Annotated in this window: 11 protein-coding genes; 10 read left to right on the forward strand and 1 reads right to left on the reverse strand. The window is 72.0% G+C overall.

The annotated features are described in order from the left end of the window. Positions 1–297: 297 nt before the first annotated feature. The 5 genes from SHK17_RS10975 (at position 298) to SHK17_RS10995 (ending at position 6,576) form a co-directional block, all read left to right on the forward strand. Entirely contained in the window at positions 298–1,203 is a 906-nt protein-coding gene (locus tag SHK17_RS10975) for an EamA family transporter (RefSeq protein WP_322919217.1), read from the forward strand. A gap of 203 nt (positions 1,204–1,406) precedes the next feature. Next, positions 1,407–4,133: a helix-turn-helix transcriptional regulator gene (locus SHK17_RS10980; protein WP_322919218.1), complete on the forward strand. Its 2,727-nt coding sequence runs from the start codon at positions 1,407–1,409 to the stop codon at positions 4,131–4,133. Positions 4,134–4,255: 122 nt separating this feature from the next. Next, on the forward strand, positions 4,256–5,077 hold the full coding sequence (locus SHK17_RS10985; RefSeq protein ID WP_322919219.1) for an alpha/beta fold hydrolase: 822 nt from the start codon (positions 4,256–4,258) through the stop codon (positions 5,075–5,077). 14 nt (positions 5,078–5,091) lie between these two features. Beyond that, positions 5,092–5,925 (forward strand): alpha/beta hydrolase, encoded by an 834-nt coding sequence (locus SHK17_RS10990; protein WP_322919221.1) that lies wholly within the window; start codon positions 5,092–5,094, stop codon positions 5,923–5,925. Positions 5,926–6,075: 150 nt separating this feature from the next. Next, entirely contained in the window at positions 6,076–6,576 is a 501-nt protein-coding gene (locus SHK17_RS10995) for a winged helix-turn-helix transcriptional regulator (protein WP_322922024.1), read from the forward strand. 111 nt (positions 6,577–6,687) lie between these two features. Here the strand turns inward: SHK17_RS10995 and SHK17_RS11000 are convergent, their stop codons facing one another. Next, positions 6,688–7,530: an alpha/beta fold hydrolase gene (locus SHK17_RS11000; protein ID WP_322919222.1), complete on the reverse strand. Its 843-nt coding sequence runs from the start codon at positions 7,528–7,530 to the stop codon at positions 6,688–6,690. Positions 7,531–7,858: 328 nt separating this feature from the next. Here SHK17_RS11000 and SHK17_RS11005 point away from each other — a divergent pair, with 328 nt between their 5' ends. The 5 genes from SHK17_RS11005 (at position 7,859) to SHK17_RS11025 (ending at position 25,204) form a co-directional block, all read left to right on the forward strand. Next, positions 7,859–9,118 (forward strand): ATP-binding protein, encoded by a 1,260-nt coding sequence (locus tag SHK17_RS11005; protein WP_322919223.1) that lies wholly within the window; start codon positions 7,859–7,861, stop codon positions 9,116–9,118. A gap of 248 nt (positions 9,119–9,366) precedes the next feature. Further along, positions 9,367–10,602 carry a serine hydrolase domain-containing protein gene (locus SHK17_RS11010; protein WP_172271872.1) on the forward strand — a complete coding sequence of 412 codons (1,236 nt, stop codon included), beginning with the start codon at positions 9,367–9,369 and terminating at the stop codon, positions 10,600–10,602. Between the two features lie 147 nt (positions 10,603–10,749). Beyond that, positions 10,750–13,698 carry a M36 family metallopeptidase gene (locus SHK17_RS11015; protein ID WP_322919224.1) on the forward strand — a complete coding sequence of 983 codons (2,949 nt, stop codon included), beginning with the start codon at positions 10,750–10,752 and terminating at the stop codon, positions 13,696–13,698. Positions 13,699–14,157: 459 nt separating this feature from the next. After that, entirely contained in the window at positions 14,158–14,808 is a 651-nt protein-coding gene (locus SHK17_RS11020) for a 2'-5' RNA ligase family protein (RefSeq protein ID WP_322424356.1), read from the forward strand. 280 nt (positions 14,809–15,088) lie between these two features. Next, positions 15,089–25,204, forward strand: a complete 10,116-nt coding sequence (locus SHK17_RS11025; RefSeq protein WP_322919226.1) for a hypothetical protein — start codon at positions 15,089–15,091, stop codon at positions 25,202–25,204. The last annotated feature ends 33 nt before the right edge of the window (positions 25,205–25,237 follow it).

Genomic DNA, 25,237 nt, shown 5'->3' on the forward strand with positions numbered 1-25,237 from the left:
TGACGTTCACCACCTCACCTGCGCCTGTCCACCGGTCGTCGACTGCTGCCGTCGCGCTCATCCTCGGCAAAGCCGGACGCGCCGGCGCATGAGTGACCCACTGTCCGCGGCTCTCAGCCTGCTCGGCGTCGCAGCGCTGGTCATGGCGCTGTGTCTCGGAGGGACGCTCGTCGCGGCCGAGACCTGGCACGTCCGTCGGCGCGGCCGGACCGCTCGCAGCCCGAGGGCGTCGGCGCAGCCGTCCACGTCCTACGGCGCTCCCCCACAGCCGACACGAGTGCATTCGGGCGGAAAGCCATGAACACCGCGCGCAGGCTGGCCGTCGCCGCCGTCCTGGTCATGGGCGCGTCCCTGGCCGTCCAGGGATCGGCCGTGCTCACCCACCCGATGTTCGCCGAGCTCGGCGCGAGCGGGGTCTCGGGGTTGCGCTTCCTCCTGGCCGCCGGTCTTGCTGTCGCGCTGGTGCGACCGCGCTGGGCCGGGCGCTCCACGACCTCATGGACGTGGATCGTCATCTACGGCTCCATCATCGCGGCCATGAACGTGGCGATGTACCGCGCCCTCGAGCACCTTCCGCTCGGAGTCGCAGTCACCATCGAGCTCCTCGGTCCACTGGCCCTGGGCGCGACCCGTCTGCCGCGCCGTTGGCTGCGTGGGCTTCCCCTCGTCAGCGTCGCCGGTCTCGTCCTCGTTGCCCGACCCGACAGCGACCTCCCGGTCATCGGGCTGGTGTTCGCAGGCTGTGCGGCCGCAGCCCTGGCGGCGTACGCCGTGGTCGCTGAGCGGATCAGCACCATGACCACGGGCAACGGCTGGGACGAGCTCGCCCTGGCCCTGGTGGTCGCCGCCGCGTGGACACTGCCGCTCTCGTGGCATGCCTTGCCGACACTCGGGGTGACCCACCTGCCCCGGCTGCTCGTCGCCGCAGGGGTCGGGGTGCTGCTGGCCTTCAGCCTCGACTTCCTCGCCGTGCGCCGAAGCTCCGCCCGCATCGTCGCCGTGCTCCTGTCGTTCGACCCGGTCCTCGGAGCCGCCCTCGGGTGGGTGTTCATGGCGCAGACCCTCAGCGTGGCGACGCTGCTCGGCATCGGCCTCATCGTGACCGCCGGCGTGGCGACCTGCGCATGGCACACAGAAGGCACCAGCCGAGCTGGGCACGAAGGGACAGCAGCGACCGGGCGGCTGGGCAGTGCCGGTGATTGAGAGCTGGTTGAACGGGGCACCAGTGTCGTGGACTGTCCGGGTGATGTGGGGGCAAGACCCGGCAGCCCGGCCCGGGCGCTCGACTCGAGCGCCCGGGCCACCTGCTCCTAGCAGCTGCGGCGTCGGGTCGCGGTCGCCACGAGGACGCGGCCATGGGCGAAACTCCTCTGGCGCACCTGACTTCAAGTCGATAGAGTCAGACCGTGGAGATCGCCCGGCGTCTTCTCGGACGGCACGCAGAGCAGGAGCAGATGCGCGTCCTCCTGGGTCATGCCCGCAACGGTCGGGGTGGTGCGCTCTTCGTCACGGGCGAACCGGGCATCGGCAAGACGACACTCCTCGATGCGACCACAGCCAGCTTGCCCGGGATGCGGCTGCTGCGGGTGAACGGCTTCGAGGCGGAGGCGACGATCCCGTTCGCTGGGTTGCAGCGGCTCGCCATCCCCCTACGTCCGCACTTCCACAAGCTGCCTGAGAATCACCGCAACGCGATGCGGATCGCTGCGGGCGCGGCAGAAGGGGCGCCGCCCGACCGGTTCCTGGTCGGGCTCGGCGTGCTGGGGCTCCTGGCTGCGGCGGGCGACGCGGAGCCCGTCGCCTGCGTGATCGACGACGCACACCTGCTCGACTCCGAGTCGCTGGACGTCCTGGGCTTGGTGGCGCGCCGACTCGAGGCGGAGTCAGTCGCGCTCGTCCTGGCGGCCCGAGACACGTCGCACCTCGAAGCGCAGCTGGCCGGGGTTCCCGTCCTTCGCCTTGCAGGTCTCGAACCCGAATGGGCGCTGCGGCTGTTGACGGCATCGCTTCCCGACGCGATCGACCCGGCTGCCGCGGCGCAGGTCGTGGCTGCAACAGGAGGCAACCCGCTTGCCCTCGTCGACCTGGCCAGCGAGCTGAGCGCCCGACAGCTGACCGAGAGCAGCCTGGCCGACGAGCCCCTGCCCATCGGACACCACCTGGAGACGCTGTACCTGCGCCGCATCCGCCACCTCTCGGGCGACCTGCAGCTGTGGCTGCTGCTCGCTGCTGCTGACTCGACCGGCAGCATCGACCTCGTCCGTGCCGCCGGCCACGCGTTGGGGCTCCCCGGTGATCCGGTCGAGGAGGCGGAGTCCGAGGGCCTCGTCGAGCTGGGGCGGACGATCGCTTTCCGGCATCCGTTGGTGCGCTCCGCTGCCTACAACGCTGTGCAGGGCGCGCAGCGGCGGCGCGCGCACCGTGCGCTCGCGTTGGCTGCCGAGGAGCTCGGACTGCTGGAGCTGGAAGCCTGGCACGCTGCCAAGGCCACGCTCGGCACCGACCCCGACGTGGCCGACAGGCTGGAACGTGTCGCGGACACGGCCGGGCGACGAGGAGGCCTCGCGTCGCGTGCCCGCGTGCTGGCGACGTCCTCGACCCTCACACCACCAGGGCAGGTGAAGTTCACGCGACTCGTAGCGGCTGCCGAGGCGGCGCTCGCGTCGGGCGCCGCCCAGCTGGCCAAGTCCTACCTGGACGACGTCGACGAAGACGCTCTGGATCCGATCTCGCGCGGGCGGCTCGTCTCGACCCGAGCAAGCATCGCGTTGTTCACGGCCGACCCGGCCCTCATGGAAGCCGGCGCCCAGATGCTGGCAGCAGCGGAGTGCTTCCACGGTCATGACGTGGCACTCGAGCAGGACGCCCTCATCAAGGCGTTCGAGTACACGCTGCCGGCAGAGCGCCTGGCACAAGGGCTGACACTGTCCGAGCTCGGCGCTCGGCTCCACAAGGGAGCCGAGCTGCGCCAGGGAACGGCCGGCACCATCCTGCGCGGACTGAGCGCGCACATCCTGCTCCCCTACGAGCACGCGGTGCCGTTGATGCGCAGCGCCGTCGACACGATCCTCGCGTTGGACGCTTCCGAGCTCCTGCGGTACGGCGCCACCAGTGTGGCTCTCACGACAGCGCTGTGGGATGCCACCGCCCGTCGCGAGTGCCTCACCCGCACTGCCACAGCAGCCCGAGACGCCGGTGCCCTGCAGCTGCTGGACTCGACGCTGTGGATCATGTCGCTGGCGGAGCTGACAGGCGGCACACCGCGCCACGCCCGCCAATACATCGAGCAAGTGCGCGAGCTGCGGCGAGCGATCGGCTACGACGCCGAACACGTCATCAACGTCGCCCTGCTGGCCTGGGCGGAGGCACCGCGACCGCAGGTGGAGACGATCGCCGAGGGCGCCGGCGCGATGGGCTTCGGCGGGGTGCAGTCCGCGGGGGCGGCTGCCCTGGCCGTCCGGGACCTCGCCGAAGGCGACTACGAGCAGGCCTACCGCCGGCTCAAACCACTCATCGAGGACCCGTTCCTCCAGGTGACCCCGCTCGAAGTACCTGACTTCGTCGAGGCGGCGTGCCGCAGTGGCCGCGCCCACGAAGCCACCTCGCACGTGACACATCTCGAAGAGCTGGCCTCCGCCAACGGCTCGCCGTGGACCCAGGGCGTGGCCCACCGATCTCGGGCGCTCATCGAGGAGGACGCAGAACCGCACCACCAAGCAGCCATCGAGACGCTGACCCCGACCGACCTCGACATCGAGCTCGCCCGGGCCCACCTGCTGCATGGTGAGTGGCTGCGACGGAACAGGCGCCGGCGTGATGCACGCGAGCAGCTCCACACCGCCTTGCGCCTCTTCGAACAGGGACAAGCCCCGGCCTTCGCGCAGCGAGCGCGCGCCGAGCTGAGCGCGATAGGCGACCGGCAGCCTGCAAGAGGCTCGCGAGACAACCTCGATCTCACTCCCCAGCAGCTGACCGTCGCCCGGCTGGCGGCGAACAACCACACCAACGCCGAGATCGCCGCCACCATGTTCCTCAGCCCCAACACGGTCGACTACCACCTGCGCAAGGTGTACCAGAAGCTGGGGATCTCCTCGCGACGCCAGTTGGCGGAGCGCCTCGGAGCCGACACCTAGCAGCAGGACACGGCCGGCGGGTCAGCAGCGCGACGGCCGCCGCCACGACTACGAGCGACACGTGGTCCAGCGCCGTCCGGTCTGCCTCACGCTCGGACACACCCCGAGCCAAGGAGGCCCCCATGCCCTTCGTGACCGCCGACGACGGCGCCCAGATCTTCTACAAGGACTGGGGCACAGACGGCACCCCAGTTCTGCTCAGCCACGGCTGGCCACTCAACGCCGACGCCTGGGAGTCCACCGCCCGCTACCTCGCCGAGCACGGGCACCGGGCGATCGCACACGACCGACGAGGACACGGTCGCTCCACCCAGACCTGGCACGGCAACGAGATGGACACCTACGCCGACGACCTGGCCTGTCTGATCGATGCGCTCGACCTCGCAGACCTGACGCTGGTCGGCCACTCCACCGGCGGTGGCGAGGTCGTGCACTACGTGGGCCGACACGGAACAGCTCGAGTCGCCAAGCTGGTCCTTGTCTCGGCCGTGCCCCCACTCATGCTCCGGAGCGACGACAACCCCGAAGGTCTTCCTGTCGAGGTGTTCGACGAGATCCGCGCCGGCGAGGCCGCCAACCGGTCCCAGCTCTATCGCGACCTGGCCGACGGCCCCTTCTTCGGCCACAACCGCAACGACGTGGCCCAAGGCTTCCGGGACGCTTTCTGGCTGCAGAGCATGGCGTGCGGGCACCGGGCCGCCTTCGAGTGCATCGCCGCCTTCTCGGCCACCGACTTCAGACCCGACCTGGACAAGGTCGACATCCCCACCTTGGTCGTCCACGGCGACGACGACCAGATCGTCCCGTTCGAGGTGGGCGGCAAGCGTTCCGCGGAGATGGTGGAGGGCGCCGTGCTCAAGGTCTACGAAGGAAGCGGCCACGCGCTGCCGGACACCGACCGCGACCGCCTCCACACCGACCTGCTCGAGTTCATCAACGCCTGAAAGGAAGCAACCTCATGGACGACACGACCCACGAGACCATCGTCCTCGTGCACGGACTGTGGATGACCCCCCGCAGCTGGGAGCACTGGGTGACCTACTACGAAGCCAGAGGCCACACCGTGCTCACTCCCGGCTACCCGGGCTTCGACATCGAGGTCGAGGGCCTGCGGGCCAACCCCCAGATCATCGCGGACCTGACCGTCCCGGAGACGGTCGACCACATCGCCGCGGTGATCCAGTCGCTACCCGCGCCGCCGATCATCATGGGCCACTCCTTCGGCGGCACCCTCACCCAGCTCCTGCTGGCGCGCGGGCTCGGGTCGGCAGGCGTCGTCATCGACTCGGCCCCCACCGAGGGCGTGCGGGTCAATCCGATCTCTCAGGCCAGGTCGCTCTTCCCGGCGCTCAAGAACCCCGCGAACCGCCGCAAGGCCGTCGGCTTCACCCCCGAGGAGTTCCACTACGCCTTCACTAACACCCTCTCCGAGGAGGACTCCCGAGCCGTCTGGGACCGCTACCACATCCCCGCTCCCGGGAGCTGGGTCTGGGAGTTCGGTCTGTTCGCGAACTTCAAGCCCGGCCACCAGGACACGTGGGTCGACTACAGCGCCGACCGGGCACCGTTGCTGTTCCTCAGCGGATCGGAGGACCACATCATGCCGCCCTCGGTGAACAAGTCGAACGCCAAGCACTACCACAAGTCCCCCGCGGTGACCAACTACTACGAGTTCGAGGGTCGCGACCACTGGACGTGTGCCGCGCCGGGGTGGGAGGCCGTCGCCGACCACGCCCTGGCATGGGCGCAGGACCACGCACGCGGCCCGAAGGCGGCAGTCCCCGACGCCTGAGCCGTGTCACCCACCGACGGGTCCGACCCCACCCGCCCCGGGTGCGGTCGGACCCGTCCTCGACTGCTGGACCGAGCCATCGCGAGTGCTGATGGTGCGGACGAAGCACACGCTGCCGCACCACGTACGAACTACAGTGACGAGGTGTCCATGAACCTCGAGGGGGCGCTCGCCCATCGTGACAACAGACCCGTGGGTGCCTACTGCTCCATCGAGCGAGCCCTCGACGTGCTGAGCACTCGATCCGCCATGCTGGTGCTGCGCGAGGCGTTCTACGGGGCCACTCGCTTCGAGGAGTTCGCCGCCCGCGCCGACCTCACGGACGCCACCACCGCGGCCCGCCTCCGCGACCTCGTCCGAACCGGCATCCTGGACACACGCCCATACCAGGAACCCGGCCAGCGCCGTCGGCACGAGTACGTCCTGACACCAGCCGGGAACGACCTGATGCCTGCGCTGTTCGCGCTGCTCCAGTGGGCCAACCGCCACGACCCCCCGCCGTACCCCCCGCAGCTCACCCACCACCAGTGCGGCCAACCCGTCAGCATCGAGGCCCGCTGCGAGGCAGGACACCCGGTGACGACGGACGACATCACCGTGACGGCTGCAGGCCCCTTCGGGCTGGACGATCCCATCGCGCCGGACGGCTAGCCCACCCGGGCGCCGTTGCTGGGATCGACGAGGTGGTCGACCGGTGCGTGGCATGCGCCCGCGCACAGCAGACGTGGGGCCGGCGCACGCGCCGGCCCCACGTCTGTGCCACTACCGTGCGGCTCGCTGGATCAGCTTCGTGACCGCTCGCGGGTGACTCATCATCACCACGTGCGAGCTGTCCACCTCCACCACCTGCGCACCGGCCCGCTCCGCCATGGCCCGTTCGGCCTCCGGCGGGATGATGCGGTCCTGGGTGGCCACCATGTACCAGCTCGGGATCTCAGCCCATGCCGGAGGCCCGGAGGGAAGCCCGAGCGCGGCCAGGGCCCCCGGGCGCTGGGTCGCCGCCATGAAGCGAGCGGTCCTTCGCGGCAGGTCTTGGGCGAAGAGCCGGGGGAACCACGCAGGGTCGATGTAGGCGTCGGCGTCCCCCTCCGCCGCCCCGGGGAACGGCCGCAGCACCAGGTGGTCTGTCACGACCGTGTCCCCACCGCCCAGGTGGTTGGCCTCCGCGACGCTCTCACCCTCTGCCGGAGCGTACGCGGCGACGTACACCAGCGACTTCACGTCAGGGTTGCCGGTCGCCGCGTTGCTGATCACCACGCCGCCGTAGGAATGACCGACCAGGACGATCGGGCCCTCGACGGTGCTCAGGAACGTCCGGAGGTACTCACCGTCGGCGCCGGGTCCGCGCAGCGGGTTCGAGAACGCCAGCACTGGATAACCCTGGTCCATCAGCTGGGCGGCGACCTGACTCCAGCCGCTGGAGTCCGCGAAAGCGCCGTGGACCAGCACCACGGTCGGCTTGGCGCGGTGCGGCCCGTCCGGGCCGCTGTCGTGGGCGGAAGCACGCGCGCGCTCCCCCGGTGGCGATGCCGCTCCTGCGGCGCCGAGCAGCACTCCCACCAGCACCAGCGCCAGCACCACTGCGCTCAACGGACGGGACAACATCTTTCGCATCATCGGGACTCCTCGAGGTCGAAGGGTGACTCGCTGATCGTCGGCGGACACACGCCGTGTCGGACCACGTACGCCTCGTAGTCCCCTCGGCGAGGGCCGACAGGTCTCTGGTGGGCCGGCCAACCAGCTCGGGCCCGCAGCCCCCGTCCGGGGCGCCGGGCATCTCCATCCCCGTGCCACGATGCGGAACGGCGTGCTCGAGCTTCCTGTGGTGGTCCTTGAGCCAGCCTTGAGCCGTTCTGGCCATCCATGCGCACACCGGTTGCTACGTTGATCGAGCTCATTCCGGGGGGCGGTCCGACCAGTTACCGAGGATGCGATGTCCGGTGCCGCGAGAGTCACGCTGACGCTGTCGCCTGAGCCGGTTGCGGCCAGCCGCGCGCGCCATGCCGTGCGGGAGGCGTTGACCGAGTCGGGTGCTGAGCACCTGCTCGACGCGGCGCAGCTGGTCGTGTCCGAACTGGTGACGAACGCCGTCGTGCATGCGGGCACGCCCGTCCACGTGCGTGTCACCGCGGAGACCGATGCGGTGCGCGTCGAGGTGGAGGACGCCAGCCCGCACCTCCCGGCCGAGCGGAGCAGAACGGTCACAGCCGGCACGGGCCGCGGTCTCAAGCTCGTCACGGAGCAAGCCGACCGCTGGGACGTCGTAGCCACCGGCGAAGGCAAGATCGTCTGGTTCGAGATCGGAGTTCTCTCCGTCCCGTTCGCGGGACACCGGAGGCCCGCCACGCCGCCACCGCGAGTGACGCCGGTGGTCCTGCGTCACGTTCCGCTGCTGATGCACTGGGCATGGCAGGAACATGCGGCGGCACTGTTGCGCGAGTACCTGTTGTTCCGCCTGGACAAGGACGACGCGGCGATCGACGACCACGCGGCCGCGAGCACTGCACTCAACGTGCTGGACGCCCAGCTGCCCAGACCGGAGCTCCCGGAGGATCCCGACGCCCTGCTGGCAACCGTCGTGGAGCCGCAGGCCACGTGCGACGAGGTGGTCGTGCTGGTCCCGACCGTCTCGGTGCATCACTTCGTGGTGTTGGACGACCTCCTGGAGCGGGCCATCGCAGCCGCGCACGACGGTCGACTGCTCAGTGCGCCCATCCAGCCGGAGATCCGTCAGATGCGTGCCTGGCTCTGCGCCCAGGTGGGCAAGCAAGCAGCGCACGGACCGCCCACCCCGTGGCGGCCCGCCGCGAATCCCGGCGTTGACATCGGTGACGTCCTCGACCGTCGGCCGGCGTACGCGCGGCTCCTCGCTCCGGACTCGCTCGCACTGGTCACGAGCGACGCCCACGTCATCCTCGCCGTCTCCCCACGCCTGGTGAGCTTCCTGCGCTACCGCGAGTCGTCCGAGCTCCTCGGACGACGCGTGCTGGCGGTGGTTCCTCCCCGGTTCCATCAGGCCCACGTCGCCGGTGCCACGCTGCACGCCACCAACGGGCGTGACGTGCTGCTGCACCAGTGGGTGTCGGTTCCCGTTGTTCGCGCCGACGGCGGGGAGTCCCTCGTGGAGCTGCACGTGGAGCCACAGCACGTGGGTGACGAACGCGTCTTCGTCGCCGAGTTCCGGGAGCTGTGAGCGCGGCCGGGCGAGAGCAGTGTGGGCAGCAGGCGCGATGCGCGGCGGCGGTCCCTCCCGTCTCGGCCGATGCGGCACCGCAGCTGAACCTGCTGGACGAGACGCGCCCTATCGCTCACCCAGCCCATTTGGTAGGCATTCCGGACGACCGCCAGCGAGGGAGGCCCACCATGTCCGACCGTCCGCACCACCCACCGTCCCATCCGGTCGCACGCCGCCGTCGCCTCGCCGCCACCGCAGCTCTCGCGATGACTGCTGTGCTCGCACCGGCGACCGACGTGTCGACGGCCGGCGCCGCCCCGCCTAGCACCTCGTCACCGGCCGGCGCTGCTCCTCGCGCCGCTGAGATCTCGACCGGCGCACTGGACCGGCTGGTCCAACGCCTCCGCACGGACGGCAAGGCCGTCGCTGTCACCGCCGAGCTGCGCCGCGGCGCCCGGACGTGGACGTTCGACGCCGGTCGAGCCCGCCGGGCACCTGCCCGGACGGTGCAGCCAGGCAGCAGCTTCCGAGCCGCCAGCGTCACCAAGCAGCTCGTCGCGGTCCTCGCGCTGCAGCTCGTCGAGAAGGGGACGTGGACCCTCGACACCACCATCGGCGACGTCGACCCGGGCCTGTGGCCCGGCCGGGAGGCGATCACCGTTCGCCAGCTGCTGAGCCACACCAGCGGCATGCCTGACCACCTCGGCGCGGTCGTCGCGGAGGCGACGACCGGTCGGAAGTTCGTGCGCGCCATCTCGCGGCGCTCGACCGACCAGGAGATCATCGCCCTGGGACGAAGCCTGCCGTGGGCGGCCGAGCCGGGCACCTTCTCCTACAGCAACACCGGCTACGTCGTGGTCGGCCAGATGCTCGAACGGGCCACCGGCACATCGGTCCGCCGTCTCGTCGAGCGACGGATCCTGCGACCGGTCGGCATGACGGACAGCGCCTTCGCCGTGAGCAAGAGCTCTCCACGGCCGGGCCTGCACGAGTACGCCCGATGGCCAGGACGCACCCTCGACCTCCGCTCGTTCGAGCCGTCCCTCTTCTCCTCGGCCGGGGCACTGGTGTCCACCGCCCGCGACCTCAACGAGTTCCGACGCGCGCTCGAAGCCGGCGAACTCATCGGCAAGCGATGGGTACGCGTCATGCAGCATCCGCTGACCGACCAGGGCTACGGACTCGGCAGCTACCGCCTGCCGAGCCCCTGCTCGTCCGGGCCGCGGTGGGTGCATGGTCACGACGGCGGGTCGTTCGGCACACTGACGTTCTCGGTCGGGCTCGGCGGCAACCGGCAGCTCACCATCGCCATGACCGGCCGCGGCTACACCGAGGACACGATCACCTCCCAGAGCCGTCTGCTGCAGAAGTTCGCCTACACCGCGCTGGCCGCCACCTGCGCCGACGACCGCAAGGACCGGCGGAAGGACCGGCGCCCGGGCGGGGCTCCTGAGTGGCCGCAGCTCCTGGACGTGGTGGCCGCGCGGGCCCCCGCCTCCTGAAGAGAGCCTTCTCGCGGGGTTCGACCCGGAAGGCGGGCGCAATCGGGCCCCCGTGGGTCTTCCCACCGCGTCCGAGCGCGGGGTACAACGAAGGTCCCTCACGCTTTCTCGGACACGGCGGCCACGGTCGCCGGAAGGGACCCACCGATGCACCTCAATTCTCGGGTCGGAGGAGTCGGCGCTGCCCTCGTGACGCTCTCCCGGGCAGCAGCTCTCGCACCGTTCACCTCGTCGGCCTCCTCGGCCGGTTCACCACCAGCGGGTCCACCCGGCGGAGGCGCCGGCTTCCAGGGTGAGGACTCCGCGTCCCGCGACAAGGACGTCCGTGACGGCCGGGCCGCGCCCACCGCCCGGCAGCGGTCCGCGCTGGACGACCTCGACGCCACGGCCCGCTGGAACAAGCTCGGCACACCGGCGGTGCTGATGGCCACCGACACGCCCCTCGCGACGGGGCTTCCCGCCGACCCCGAGACAGCCGCGCTCGAGTTCCTCGCCGGGACCCGCGACGTCCTGGGTCTCACCGCGCGGGGCGCCGAGTCGGTCGAGGTGCTCGCCAGCCGCCCGCTGGGTGAGGACGCCGACGTGGTGATCGTGCGCCAGCAGTTCGGCGACCTCGCCGCCGGTGTCGACGGCATCGCCGCCGTGGGGATGCGCAACGGCTCAGTGCTCTACGTCAGCTCGTCGCTGGCGCGCGACGCGGCGGCGCCGGCGCCGGCCACCCTGACGGAAGCCGACGCCCAGGGCCTCGCCGCGCGCGACGCCGGCATCGCCGACCCCGTCGTCCTCGGCACGACCGAGGTCGCCGTACCGGTGCCGGGGGCCGCGGCCCGCGCCGCCTTCCAGGTGGTGCTGCGTTCGGAGGACGACGAGACCGCCGGCTTCGCCAGCTATGTCGACGCGCGCTCCGGCGAGGTGCTGGTCCGCGAGGACCTCGTCGACCACGACGCCGACAACCCCGAGTGGGAGGTGTTCCCGAGCAGCCCGCCGGTGGACTACTCCTCCCGCGACACCCGGGTGACGTGGTGCTGGACGCCGCTGACGGGGTGTGAGGAGACGGTCGGCACCAGCGCCTCGCTGCCCTGGGACGTCGACCCGACGACCAACCAGCCGACGTTCACCACGCTCGGCAACAACGCCATCGCGGTCGAGAACCGCAACAGCAACAACTCCCGCACCGTCGGCACCGAGACGGCGACACCGTCGCCGACCCGCGACTACGCCGACCCGTGGACCAACCAGTGGTACGAGGAGGGGTGTGACCCCGCGACGTTCGGCTCCCCGCAGAACGTCGACCTCGACGCCGCCCGCGCGAACCTCTTCGCCATGCACAACCGCATGCACGACTGGTCCTACCACCTCGGCTTCGTCGAGAGCACCTGGAACATGCAGAAGGACAACCTCGGCCGGGGTGGTCTCGGTGGTGACTACGAGCAGGGCAACGCCCAGGCCGGCGCCGTCTCGGGCGGTCCGCCGACCTTCGCCGCACGCAACAACGCCAACCAGTTCACCCCGCCCGACGGCCAGGCGCCGATCACCAACATGTACATGTGGCAGCCGATCGCCGGCTCCTTCTACGCCCCGTGCGTCGACGGCGACTACGACATGAGCGTCATCGGCCACGAGTACGGCCACGCGATCACCAACCGGATGATCGCCGGACCGAGCGGCGGCGTCAGCTCGCCGCAGGGCATGAGCGAGAGCTGGAGCGACCAGCTGGCCATGGAGTACCTCCACGAGCACGGCTACGCCGCCCCGGGACTCCAGGCCTTCACGATCGGCCAGTACACGACCGGCGACGCCGTGGCCGGCATCCGCAACTACAACATGAGCCGGAGCCCGCTCAACTACACCGACATCGGCTACGACGTCACCGGACCGCAGGTGCACGCCGACGGTGAGATCTGGACCGCGACCAACTTCGACATCCGGCAGGCCTTCATCGCCCGGTACGGCGCCGGCGACGCGGCCCTCAACAAGTCGTGCGCCAACGGGCAGACCCCGGTCAGCGGCTGCCCGGGCAACCGGCGCTGGATGCAGCTGGTGTTCGACTCGTTCCTGCTGATGGCCAACAGCCAGGTCAGCCAGGTCGACTCCCGCAACGCGATGCTGGCCGCGGACCTGCTCCGCTTCAACGGCGCCAACCAGGACATCCTCTGGAACGCCTTCGCTGCTCGGGGCCTCGGCGAGGGCGCCACCAGCGCCGGCAACGCCGACCCCGACCCCACGCCGAGCTTCCGGTCGGCGTACGCCAGCGAGTCGGCGGTCACCTTCGCTCCGCGCGACGAGCGCGGCCGCCTGGTGCGCGGTGCCCAGCTCTACGTGGGCCACTACCAGGCACGGGCCGTGCCGGTGGCCGACACCGACCCGACCACGGCGCTGCCCGACCGGGTGGAGATGGTGCCGGGCAACTACGAGTTCGTGGCCCGCGCCCCCGGCCACGGCCACGCCCGCATCCCGCTGACGGCGCTCTCCGCCGGCCGGGCCAAGACACTTGCACCGCGGATGGACACCAACCTGGCGTCCGTCACCAACGGCGCGGCGGTCGAGGGCACGGGCACCGACCTGGTCAACCTCGTCGACGACGAGGAGGGCACCCAGTGGGCGGCCCTGGGCGCTCCGGTCGCGCAGCAGCACGTGGTCGTCGACCTGGCCGGCACCAAGCGTCAGGACGTGCGGCGGGTGCAGGTCAGCACCCACCTGCGGCCCGCACGCACCAACCCGGACGGGACCCCGGCCGAGCCGAGCCAGAGCCGCTACTCGGCCCTGCGTCAGTTCGAGGTGTGGTCGTGCTCCATCGCCCGCGGGGTCGACTGCGACGAGCAGGACGAGTTCACCCGGGTGTTCCTCAGCCCGGAGGACGCGTTCCCGGCCACGGCCCCGCGGCCGCGGGCGCCGGACCTCGTCATCCGGTCGTTCGACATCCGACGCACCAAGGCGACCCACCTGTGGCTCCAGGTCGTCACCAACCAGTGCACCGGAGGTCCGGAGTACGCCGGTGAGCAGGACCAGGACCCGCGCGCCGTGACCGACTGCTCGGCGGGCAGCGACCAGGACCTGAACGTACGGGCGACGGAGTTCCAGGCCTTCGGCCGCTGACGTGCACCGCTGACTGAGTCCGGGGCCCCGACACGCTCGCGTGTCGGGGCCTCGGCACGGTCACTTTCGCCCGCCACCACAGGGGGCGGTGCAGCCAGCCCGCGGGACGCAGGTCCGGGAGGCCACTTCTCGGTCGGGCGGACGAGATGTGGATCCCGCGTCATGCCGAGCCGCGCGGCAAGTCATGGGTGGCATGCAGCCCACGACAACGACACGCAGTCCCCGCGCCCGGTCCTCCCAGGAGGGACCAGCGACGAGTGGCGACGACCCCGCAGCGCTGGTGTCTGACGAGGACCACGGGAGCGAAGCGGAACACGATTCGAGCCCGGCTGTGGGCGGGATGGCCGACGACGCCACCGTTCCGCCGTCAGGAGCGCTGCAGCCAGACCCCACGGGGCTGGGAGCACTTGCCTGATGTGTCCGGCGCACCTCCCACGACCCCGTCAGCGTCGTTCCGACATGCTCGACCACCACTGGGGCTGGCGGCCGGAGTGGACCGAGGACCGGCCCTGCTTGTACTGGTACCTGTCCTTCGACCCGGCTCAGGTGGCCCGGGCAGTCCCGTCCGCGCTCCTGGACTCGATCAGTGACACATCGTGGCTCGAGCCGATCCCTCTCCGCTGGATGCACCTGACCTTGTGCGAGGTCGCCTTCGTCGACGAGGTGACCGACGGTCAGGTCGACGAGGCGGTCCGGAGCATCACGCGACGTCTCCCGGCGCTCGACCTCACTGCGCTCACGGTGGGACCCCCCGGGGGGATGGGCAGCGCGGTCGTGCTGGGAGCCCGGCCACGGCAGCAGCTCGCACGATTGCAGCAGAGGCTGTGCGCGCACACCCAGGATGCTCTCGGCCTGACCACGGACCACACGGTCGAGGACGACTTCCAGCCACACGTGAGCCTGGGTTACGTCAATCGCTCCGTGGCGGCAGCCGAGGTCCAGGAGCTCACGTCGCGACACAGCGACTTCGAGGCCGAGCTCCCGGTCTCGTGCCTGATCCTGGCCGAGGTGACGCGCAACCGCACGCACTACGAATGGACGGTGCGAGCCGCGGTCCGCCCGCCTGGTGCGGTCGCCCGTCACGGTGCGGGTCGGCAGACGACGGGCTGACCGCTCGCGGAGCTCGTGGGCAGCGCCGCTGGCTCCTTACGTCCGCCCACCATGACCGAGGACGAGGATCGATCGCGGATCGCCGGCTGAACTGCTCCGAGTGCTCTGGACCCCCTCGCGCCGCTGAACCGATCGCTCAATTCCGAGTCTGACCAGACACCGACCCCCGTCGGACGTAGTGTGTGGCTCGATTGTTACTCGATTGAGGCATTCCCGAGGAGGGAGTGACGGGGCAGCGTGCCGTCACGTCGGGGGCGCCCCGGAGCTGTGAAGGACCACCATGCTGGGCGCTCGTACCCCCGTCTCCTCGTGGCTGCGCATCGGCGCCTCGCTCCTGCTCGTGGCGGTGAGCCTCGCCCTCGCGGTGGTGCTCCCGGCCGACCGGGCGGACGCGGCGGTCATCCGTCCCTTCACCGAGGTGTTCTCCACCCAGACCAACGGCTCGATCCAGGTCACCGGCAACTCCGTGCTCAGCTGCGGGACGGCGACGGGGTGCGCCCAGGCGCTGAGCGGCGCGACCGCGTCGAGCAACAACAACTTCACGATGGTGCCGCTGGACACCGACGCCGACCCGTCCACGACCCGCTCGTCGTCGGCCAACCTCGCCATCCCGCCAGGCGCCCGCGTCCTCTACGCCGGTCTCTTCTGGGGCGGCGCGCGCACCGCCGGCACCAGTGGCGTGGCCGCGTCCGGGACGGTCGGCAACATCCGGTTCCGCGTGCCCGGCTCGGCGTCGTACCAGACGGTGGCTGCGCAGCAGGTCGACAACCAGACGACCAGCGGAACCCTGGACTACTCGGCATACAGCAACGTCACCGACCTCGTCCGTGGCGCGGGCCCCGGCACCTACTGGGGCGCCGACATCGTGGCCGCCACCGGCGTCGACCGGTATGCCGGGTGGAGCCTCGTGGTGGCGGTCGAGGACCCCGCCGCCCCGCTTCGCGACCTCACCGTGTTCAGCGGCTATGCGACCGTCGTCAGCAACGAGACCGTCGACACGACCATCTCCGGGTTCCTCGCTCCTCCGACCGGCGCCGTCGGCGCGCGGTTCGGGGGCGTGACCTACGAAGGGGACGCCGGCATCACCGGCGACTACTTCCAGGTCGGCACCAGCCGCCTCGCCGACGCCCAGAGCCCCTCGGCCAACTTCTTCGGCAGCCGCATCACCAACGGCGGCGCCAACCTCACGAACCGCACGCCGGCCTCGCTCAACAACCTCGGCATCGACGCCAAGGTGGTCGACGCGCCCGGCACCATCCCCAACGGCGCCACCTCGGCGAACCTGCGCTTCGCCTCGACCGGCGACTTCTACTACCCCGCGGCCCTCACCACGCAGATCGACCTCTACGCGCCGACGATCCAGGGCAGCAAGTCGGTCACCAACCTGTCGGGCAACACCCCGGCCAAGGTCGGCGACGTCCTCGAGTACTCCGTGACGTTCAGCAACACCGGCGAGGACGCGGCCACGAACGCCGTGGTGACCGACCCCATCCCGGCCGGGACGTCCTTCGTGCCCGGTTCGCTGCGCGTGACCGCCGGCGCCAACCAGGGCGCGAAGACCGACGCGGCCGGCGACGACCAGGGCGAGTTCGTCGCCGCCAGTCGCACCGTGCGGCTGCGGGTCGGCACGGGGGCGACCGCGACCGTCGGTGGCCGCCTCGCTCCCTCCGCGACGACGACCGCCGCCTTCCGTGTCCGCGTCGACACCGCCGGCGCCGGCACGACCCTGCGCAACAGCGCCGCGCTGGCCTACCGCGCGGAGACCATCGGTCGCGACTACACCTACACGACGGCCGAGGTGGCGACCCCGGTCGCTGCGGAGGCGGACGTCTCCCTCACCAAGTCCGCCGCCCCGGAGCCGGTGCTCGCCGGCAACCAGGTGACGTACGCCCTCACCGCCCGCAACGCGGGCCCGAACGCCGCCGCCGGGGTGCAGGTCGTCGACACGCTCCCCGAGGGCGTCGTCCTGGTCTCGAGCAACCCGTCGACCGGGACCTGCTCGTTCAGCAGCCCGACCCTGACCTGCGGCCTCGGCGCCCTCGCCTCCGGCGCCACGGCGACGGTGTCGGTGGTCGTGCGCGTGCCTCCGGGCTCGGCGGCCACCGCGCTGACCAACGTCGCCCGGATCTCGGCGGCGACCTCGGACCCGAACCCCGGCAACAACAGCGCCTCCGCCACCACCACGGTCCTTCGGCAGGCCGACCTCGGCCTCACGAAGTCCGCGTCCCCGACCGACCCCGTCCCCGGGACGGCCGTGACCTACACCCTCGTGGCGACGAACGACGGCGCCTCGCGGGCAGCCGACGTCACGATCACCGACACCCTTCCCGCCACCCTCGCGGTCCGCTCCGCGACGACGGACCGCGGCACCTGCGAGGTCACCGGGAGCCAGGTGTCGTGCACCGCAGCGGGTCTCGACCCGGGCGAGTCCGCCACGGTCACCGTGGTGGCGGACGTCCCGTCCGGTGCCACGAGCGTCCCGCTCACCAACAACGCACGCGTCGGCTCCACCACGCCGGATCCCGACTCCTCCAACAACGCCGCCACCGTCACCGTCACGCCCCAGGCGCCGCGTGCCGACCTCGTCGTCACCAAGGAGGCGGTCACCTCCCCGGTGGTCGCCGGACGCGGCGTGCAGTACGTCGTCACGGTCCGCAACGACGGACCCTCCGACGCTGCCGCCGTGACCCTCGACGACCAGGCGCCGGCCTCCCTGTCCGGCGTGGCAGCCACCCCGACCGCCGGCTCCTGCACGGTCTCGGCCGCCGGTCGCGTCCAGTGCGACCTCGGGACGCTCGCCGCCGGCCGCTCGGTGGAGGTGGCCGTCAACGCCCAGCTCGACGCCGGAGCCACCGGCACCCTCGTCAACTCCGCGACGGCCACCTCACCCACCGCGGACCCGGCGCCGGGCAACAACACCGGCACCTCGAGCGTCCCGGTCACCACCAGCGCGGACCTCTCGGTCACCAAGTCGGCCACCCCGGTCCCCGTGCTCGCCGGCAACGTCGCGACGTACTCCGTCGTGGTCACCAACGACGGTCCGTCGATCGCCCGCTCGGTGACCGTGGTGGACCCGGTGCCCGCCCCGCTGACCTACGTCGGCTCGTCGACCACGCAGGGCACCTGTGCCACGAGCGGGACGCCCACGACCGTGACGTGCGCCGTGGGCGACATCCCCGTCGGCGGCAGCGTCACCGTCACCGTGCGCGCCGGCACGCCGCAGGACGGGAGCGGGCAGGGCGTGACCAACACGGCGAGTGCCTCCTCCCCGACCCCCGACCCGGTGGCCGGCAACAACAGCGCCGCCTTCACCCTCCCCACCGCCGCCCAGGCCGACGTGGAGCTCACCAAGACCGTCACCCCGAGCCCGGTCGTCGCGGGTCAGACCGTGACCTACCGGATCGTCGCCCGCAACACCGGCCCGTCGGCCGCCAACGGCGTCACGGTGACCGACACCATCGGCGCGCGCGTGACCGGGGTGGTCGCCACGTCGCCCACGACCGGCGCGAGCTGCGCCGCGACGAGCGGCAACAACGTCTCCTGCACGGTGGCCACGCTGGCCAGCGGGGCCGAGCTCGTGGTGGAGGTGACCGGCACGGTGGCTCCCGGCGCGGCCGCCGGCGCCCTCACCAACGACGCCCGGGTCACGTCCGCGACGCCGACCGACCCCTCCCTCGACAACAACACCGCCTCGGCGACCACCGAGGTGGTCCGCAGCGCCGACCTGTCGGTCACCAAGAGCGGTACGTCGACGCTGGCCGCGGGTCGTGAGGGCGAGTGGACGCTGCTCGTGAGCAACGACGGTCCGTCGACGGCCACCGACGTGCGGCTCACCGACTCCCTCCCCACCGGGGTGACGTTTGCGGGCGCCACGGGAGCGACCTGCACCGTCGACGGCGGTGTCGTGACCTGCCCCCTCGGTGACCTCGCCCCCGGCGCCTCGACGACCGTCACCGTCCGCGGCACGGTGGACTCGGGCGTCGTGGCGGGCACGGAGCTCGTCGACACCGGCAGCGTCTCGTCCACGACCAGCGACCCGGCCCCGGCCAACAACACCGACGACCACACCACGACCGTCACCGAGGTGACGGACGTGCGGGTCGCGAAGTCCGCCCAGTCGGACTCCTTCGTGCCGGGCGCCGAGGGCGTCTACCTCGTCGACGTGACCACCGACGGGCCCTCGGACGCCCGCGACGTCGTCGTGACCGACACCCTCGACGCGTCGCTCGACGTGCTGGAGGCGACGTTCGACGGCGGCACCTGCACCGTCGTGGGCCAGCTCGTCACCTGCCGGCGGGACCTCCTGCCCGCCGGAGCGACGGCGCAGGCGCGGATCCGCGTGTCGGTCGACCCCGACCGGTCGACCCCGGTGACCAACGTCGCCGAGGTGACCAGCAGCACCGACACGGGCACGGGCGGCAACAACCGCTCCGAGACCACCACCCCGGTGACCCCCAGCGCTGACCTCGCGATCGTGAAGACCGCCTCCGCCACGGAGGTCGCGGCCGGTGAGGGCGTGACCTACACCCTGACGGTCGTCAACAACGGTCCGTCGCTGGCCGCGGACACCGTGGTCGCCGACGTGCTGCCCGCCGGCATCGTCCCCGCCGCCGCCACCGCCTCCGCCGGCTCCTGCACGATCAGCGGCCAGGTCGTGGCCTGCGACCTCGGTGACGTCGAGCCGGGCGCCCCGGTGACCATCGTCGTGGTGGGCGGCACGGGTCCGGGCGCCGCCGCCGGTGCCCGGGCGAACCAGGCGGAGGTCTCCTCCGCCACGGCCGACCCCGTGCCCGCCAACAACACGTCGCAGGTCACCGTCGACGTGGTGACGGAGGCCGACGTCCAGGTCACCAAGACCGCCAACGGGGACAGCCTCGTTCCCGGTGGCGCCGTGAGCTGGAGCATCGTCGTCAACAACGCGGGCCCGTCCACGGCCCGCGGCATCGTCGTCACCGACACGGTGCCCGCCGCCGTCACCGTGACGTCGGCGTTCCACGGCACGGCCACCCCCTGCACGGTCTCCGGTCAGCAGGTGACCTGCGACCTCGGTGACCGGACACCGGGCCAGCGCGTGGTCACCATCGTCGGCACGCTGGCGTCGTCGTACGCCGGCGCCACCCTCGCCAACACGGTGCAGGTGAGCGCAACGACGCCCGACCCGGTGCCGGGCAACAACACCGCGACGGCGACGTCGCCGATCACCCGGATCACCGACCTCGAGATCATCAAGACCATCGACGACCCGACCCCCGTCGCCGGGCAGCGGATCACCTACACGCTGTCGACCTACAACAACGGCCCCTCCGACGCCCTCGACGTCGACTTCATCGACCAGCTGCCCAGCGGCCTCACGGACGTCGTGGTGCGCCGCCCGACCCTCGAGGGCCAGCCGGCGACGGCGGAGTGCGAGCTGCGCCAGCCCGTCAACGCCGGCACGGTCGACAACCCGGCGGCGGCGACCGTCTTCTGCTCCGGACCCGTCTTCAGGTCGGGGCTGCCCGCACGGGTCATCGGCTATGTGGACGCCACCATCGCCCCGGGATTCACCGGCGCGCTGACCAACTCCGCCCGCATCAGCTCCGAGACCATCGACCGCGACGCCGAGAACAACGAGGACTCGGTGACCACGCAGGTGGGGACCAGCGCCGACCTCTCGGTCACCAAGACCGTCGCCCCCGAGCGACCGGTGCCCGGCGCGGACGTGACGTGGACCGTCACCGTGGCCAACGCCGGCCCGTCCGTCGCCCGCCAGGTGCTCCTCACCGACGACGTGGCGGACGCCGTGACCGGCCTCACCGCGACGGCGGCCGGACGTCCGGGTGCGTGCACGGTCGCCGCCGGCAACGCGGTGACCTGCGACCTGGGGGACCTGGCCGCCTCCGGCACCGGCTCCCAGGCCGTCGTGACGTTGTCCGGACGCCTGCCGGCCGACTACACCGGCGCCCTCGACAACACCGCGACCGTCACCTCCCCGACCGACGACCCCGTGCCGGGCAACAACAGCGACACGGCCGAGTCGACGGTCCTCGCCCAGGCCGACGTGTCCATCACCAAGGCCGTCGCGCCGAACCCGCCGGTGCCCGGCCAGGACGTCACGTGGACCGTCACCGTGGCCAACGCCGGACCCTCCGTCGCACGGGACGTCGTCGTCGCCGACGACGTCGACGACGCGATCACGGGCCTGACCGCCACGACCGGCGCCACCCCGAACCCGTGCACGGTCGCCGCGGGCAACGTCGTCACCTGCGAGCTGGGGGCCGTGGCGCCCGGCTCCGTCGTCGTCACGCTCACGGGCGGGGTGCCCGCCGGCTTCACCGGCTCGCTCGGCAACACCGCCACCGTCGCCTCCCCCACCGACACCACCCCGGGCAACAACAGCGCCTCGGTCAGCACCGGTACGGCGCCGAGCGCGGACGTGTCGGTGACCAAGTCGCTGGCCCCCGCCGCACCGGTCCCGGGCGAGGAGGTCGCCTACACCGTCGTCGTCACCAACAACGGACCCTCCGTCGCCCGCGGGGTCGTCGTCCGCGACGACGTCGCGGACGCCCTCACCGGCCTCACCGCCACCACCGGCGCACCGTCGAACCCGTGCACCGTCGTCGCCGGCAACGAGGTCACCTGCGAGCTCGGCGACCTCCCGGCCACCGGTCCCGGCGCCACCGTGACCATCACCATCCGCGGCGACCTGCCCGCCGGCTTCACCGGCGACCTCGACAACACCGCCGCCGTCACCGCCCTCACCCCCGACGGCGACCCCGCCAACAACACCGACACCGCGAACGGCACCGCCGCCCCGACCGCCGACGTCTCGGTGACCAAGTCGCTGACCCCCGCCGCACCCGTCCCGGGCGAGGACGTCACCTGGACGGTGGTCGTCGCCAACAACGGTCCGTCCGTCGCGCGCGACGTCGTGCTCACCGACGACGTGCCGGTCGCCGTCACCGGCGTGACCGCCTCGAGCCAGGTCCCGGACGCGTGCACGGTGTCGGGCAACGAGGTCAGCTGCGACCTCGGCGACCTGCCCCCGTCGAGCACCACCGTGACGCTGACGGGCCGGCTCGACGCCGACTTCACCGGCACGCTCGCCAACACGGTCACCGTCGCCTCGGCCACCCCGGACGCCGACACGGACAACAACACCGCCACCGCGACGGGCACCGCCGCGGCGCGGGCCGACGTGGGGATCACCAAGACGGTGTCGCCCGCGAACCCGGTCCCCGGCGCGGAGGTCACGTGGACCGTCCTGGTCACCAACACCGGCCCGTCGGTGGCGCGCGACGTCGTCGTGCGCGACGACGTCGACAACCGCATCACCGGCCTCACCGCCGGCACGGGGTCGAGCCCGAACCCGTGCACGATCACCGCGGGCAACGACGTCACGTGCGACCTCGGCGACCTGCTGCCCAGCACCTCGCCCGTCGTCATCACCCTGACCGGACAGGTGCCCGCGGGCTTCACCGGCCCGCTGAGCAACACCGCCACGGTGGCCTCCCCCACCGACGACACTCCCGGCAACAACTCCTCGACCGCCGACCCGACGACCGCACCCGGCGCGGACCTCGAGATCGTGAAGACGGTCTCGCCCGCCACGCCGGTCCCGGGACGCGACATCACCTGGACCGTCACCGTCACCAACCGAGGCCCGTCGGTGGCCCGCGACGTGGTGGTCACGGACGACGTCGTCGCCGAGCTCACGGGCGTCACGGCGAGCTCGCCGTGCAGCGTCGGGACCGGCAACCGCGTGTCGTGCGACCTCGGCGATCTCGACGTGGGCGGCGCCGCCTCCACCATCACGGTCACCATCACCGGTCGCGTGCCCGCCGCGTTCACCGGCGACCTCGACAACACCGCCGAGGTCTCCTCGGCCACGCCGGACGGCGACCTGAGCAACAACAGCGACACCGCCCAGGCGACCGTCGCACCCGAGGCCGACGTCTCGGTCACCAAGCAGGTCGCCCCGGCGAGCCCCGTGCCGGGTCGCGACGTGACCTGGACGGTGGTGGCCACCAACGCCGGCCCGTCGGTCGCTCGCGGCGTCGTCCTGACCGACGACGTCCCCGACCAGCTCACGGGCGTCACCGCGACGACCGGTGCGCCCGCCACCTGCAGCGTGGCGGCCGGCAACGAGGTCACCTGCGACCTCGGCGTCCTCGCGCCCGCCACGGGCGTCACGGTCACGATCACCGGTCGCGTCCCGGCCGGGTTCACCGGGGCCTTGGCCAACACCGCAGTGGTGGACGCGGACACGCCAGACCCGGTCCCGGGCAACAACAGCGCCACCGCCAGCAGCGGCACGGCGCCGAGCGCCGACGTGTCGGTCACCAAGACCGCGACGCCGGCCGACCCCGTGCCCGGCCGGGACACCACCTGGACCGTCGTCGTCGCCAACGCCGGACCGTCCGTGGCTCGCACCGTCGTCCTGACCGACGACGTACCGGACGAGCTGACCGGCGTCAGCGCCACGACAGGTACGACGACCTGCACGGTGGACCCCGGCAACGAGGTCACCTGCCAGCTCGGCGACCTCGCCCCCGGTGAGGACGTCACCGTGAGCATCACCGGCGGCGTCCCCGCCGGTTTCACGGGCGAGCTCGAGAACACCGCGGTGGTCGAGGCCGACACTCCCGACCCGGTCCCGGCCAACAACACGGCCACCGCCACCGGCGACGCCGACGCGCGCGCCGACGTGTCGGTCACCAAGACGGCGACGCCGGCCGACCCGGTGCCGGGCCAGGACACCACGTGGACCGTCGTCGTCGCCAACGCCGGACCGTCCCTCGCCCGCGCCGTGGTCCTGACCGACGACGTGCCCGACGAGCTGACCGACGTCACCGCCACGACCAGCGCCACCGCCACCTGTGAGGTGGACCCTGGCAACGAGGTCACCTGCGGACTCGGCGACCTGGCCCCCGGCGACGACGTCACCGTCACCATCACCGCGCGACTGCCGTCGGACTACACCGGCGACCTCGCCAACACCGCCGTGGTGGATGCCGGCACGGCGGATCCGGACCCCGACAACAACAGCTCCACCGCACGCGGCACGGCGCGCCCACGGGCCGACGTCTCGATCACCAAGACGCTCGACGGCGGACCGCCGGTGCCGGGCCGGACGGTCACCTGGACCGTCACGGTGGCCAACGCCGGTCCGTCAACCGCTCGCGACGTCGTGGTCACCGACCCGGTGCCCGACGCCGTGACGGGAGTGACCGCCGGCGCGCCCTGCACCGTCGCTGCTGGCCTGGTGACCTGCGAGCTGGGCGACGTGCCGTCCGGCAGCACCGAGACGCTCACCGTCTCGGGAAGGCTGGACGAGGCGTTCACCGGACGTTTGCGGAACACCGCCACGGTGGCGTCCCCGACCGACACCACGCCGGGCGACAACACCGCGACCGCCGCCGCCGACAGCGCGCCGAGCGCCGACGTGTCCATCACCAAGACGGTGTCACCGGCGACTCCGGTGGCCGGCGAGCAGCTCACCTTCACCCTCGTCGTGCGCAACGACGGCCCCTCCGCGGCGCGCGACGTGGTGGTCTCCGACCGCCTCGACGAGGTCCTCGGCGAGGCGGCCGCGACCGCGACCGATGGCGGCACCTGCCGCATCGAGGGCCCCGAGGTCACCTGCACGCTGCCGACCCTCGGCACCGGCCGATCCGCCACGGTCACCGTCACGGCGACGGTCGACCCGGCGCACACCGGTGCGGTGAGCAACACGGCGAGCGTCACTGCGGCCACGCCGGACCCCGACGGGACGGACAACAGCGCCACGGTCACCGCGACGGTCGGCACGGGCACCGGTCTCACGATCGAGAAGTCCGCCTCCTCCCGCACCGTCGACGCGGGCGAGCGGGTCACCTACACGATCACCGTGGGCAACCGCGGCCCGTCGGCGGCCCCCGACGTCCGGGTCGTCGACGAGCTCGACGAGGACCTGACCGTCGTCTCGGCCCGCATCACCGCCGGTGAGGGCGAGGTCACCACGACCGCGCGCCGGCTCACCGCCGTGTTCCCGGCCCTGCGGCCCCGGACCGAGGGAGTCGTACGCCTCGTCGCGCGGATCGACGCCGACGCCTCCGGCCGGGTGCCCAACACCGCGGTCGCCACGACCTCCGCCACGGGGGGCGGGACGGTCGAGGTGCAGGACCAGGCGGTCGTCGAGGTCCTCGCCGACGAGGGCGGCGGCGGTGACGACGGGGACACCGGTGGCAGCGACGGCGGCGACGGCGGCGACGAGGTTGCTGACGACACCGGTGGCGGCGGCCTGCTGCCGGACACCGGCCTGCCGGCCGGCGTGGTCCCGCTGACGGCGCTCAGCCTTCTGCTGCTGGCCCTCGGCCTCTGGCTGGTGCGCCGCTCGCGCGTCGACGGTGGACGGGGTCCGAGCTCGCGCGGGTGAGGGACTGGCGCCGCTCGCACACTGCGGACCGGG

It is taken from the genome of Nocardioides renjunii, from assembly GCF_034661175.1.
GTDB classification, from domain to species: Bacteria; Actinomycetota; Actinomycetes; order Propionibacteriales; family Nocardioidaceae; genus Nocardioides; species Nocardioides renjunii.

What these genes read in the sequence shown, in the direction of transcription:
- SHK17_RS10995 (WP_322922024.1), top strand. Translation starts at nt 6,076, where the DNA reads ATGAACCTCGAGGGGGCGCTCGCCCATCGTGACAACAGACCCGTGGGT.
- SHK17_RS11020 (WP_322424356.1), top strand. Translation starts at nt 14,158, where the DNA reads ATGCTCGACCACCACTGGGGCTGGCGGCCGGAGTGGACCGAGGACCGG.
- SHK17_RS10990 (WP_322919221.1), top strand. Translation starts at nt 5,092, where the DNA reads ATGGACGACACGACCCACGAGACCATCGTCCTCGTGCACGGACTGTGG.
- SHK17_RS10985 (WP_322919219.1), top strand. Translation starts at nt 4,256, where the DNA reads ATGCCCTTCGTGACCGCCGACGACGGCGCCCAGATCTTCTACAAGGAC.
- SHK17_RS11025 (WP_322919226.1), top strand. Translation starts at nt 15,089, where the DNA reads ATGCTGGGCGCTCGTACCCCCGTCTCCTCGTGGCTGCGCATCGGCGCC.
- SHK17_RS10975 (WP_322919217.1), top strand. Translation starts at nt 298, where the DNA reads ATGAACACCGCGCGCAGGCTGGCCGTCGCCGCCGTCCTGGTCATGGGC.
- SHK17_RS11000 (WP_322919222.1), bottom strand. Translation starts at nt 7,530, where the DNA reads ATGTTGTCCCGTCCGTTGAGCGCAGTGGTGCTGGCGCTGGTGCTGGTG.
- SHK17_RS11010 (WP_172271872.1), top strand. Translation starts at nt 9,367, where the DNA reads ATGACTGCTGTGCTCGCACCGGCGACCGACGTGTCGACGGCCGGCGCC.
- SHK17_RS11015 (WP_322919224.1), top strand. Translation starts at nt 10,750, where the DNA reads ATGCACCTCAATTCTCGGGTCGGAGGAGTCGGCGCTGCCCTCGTGACG.
- SHK17_RS11005 (WP_322919223.1), top strand. Translation starts at nt 7,859, where the DNA reads ATGTCCGGTGCCGCGAGAGTCACGCTGACGCTGTCGCCTGAGCCGGTT.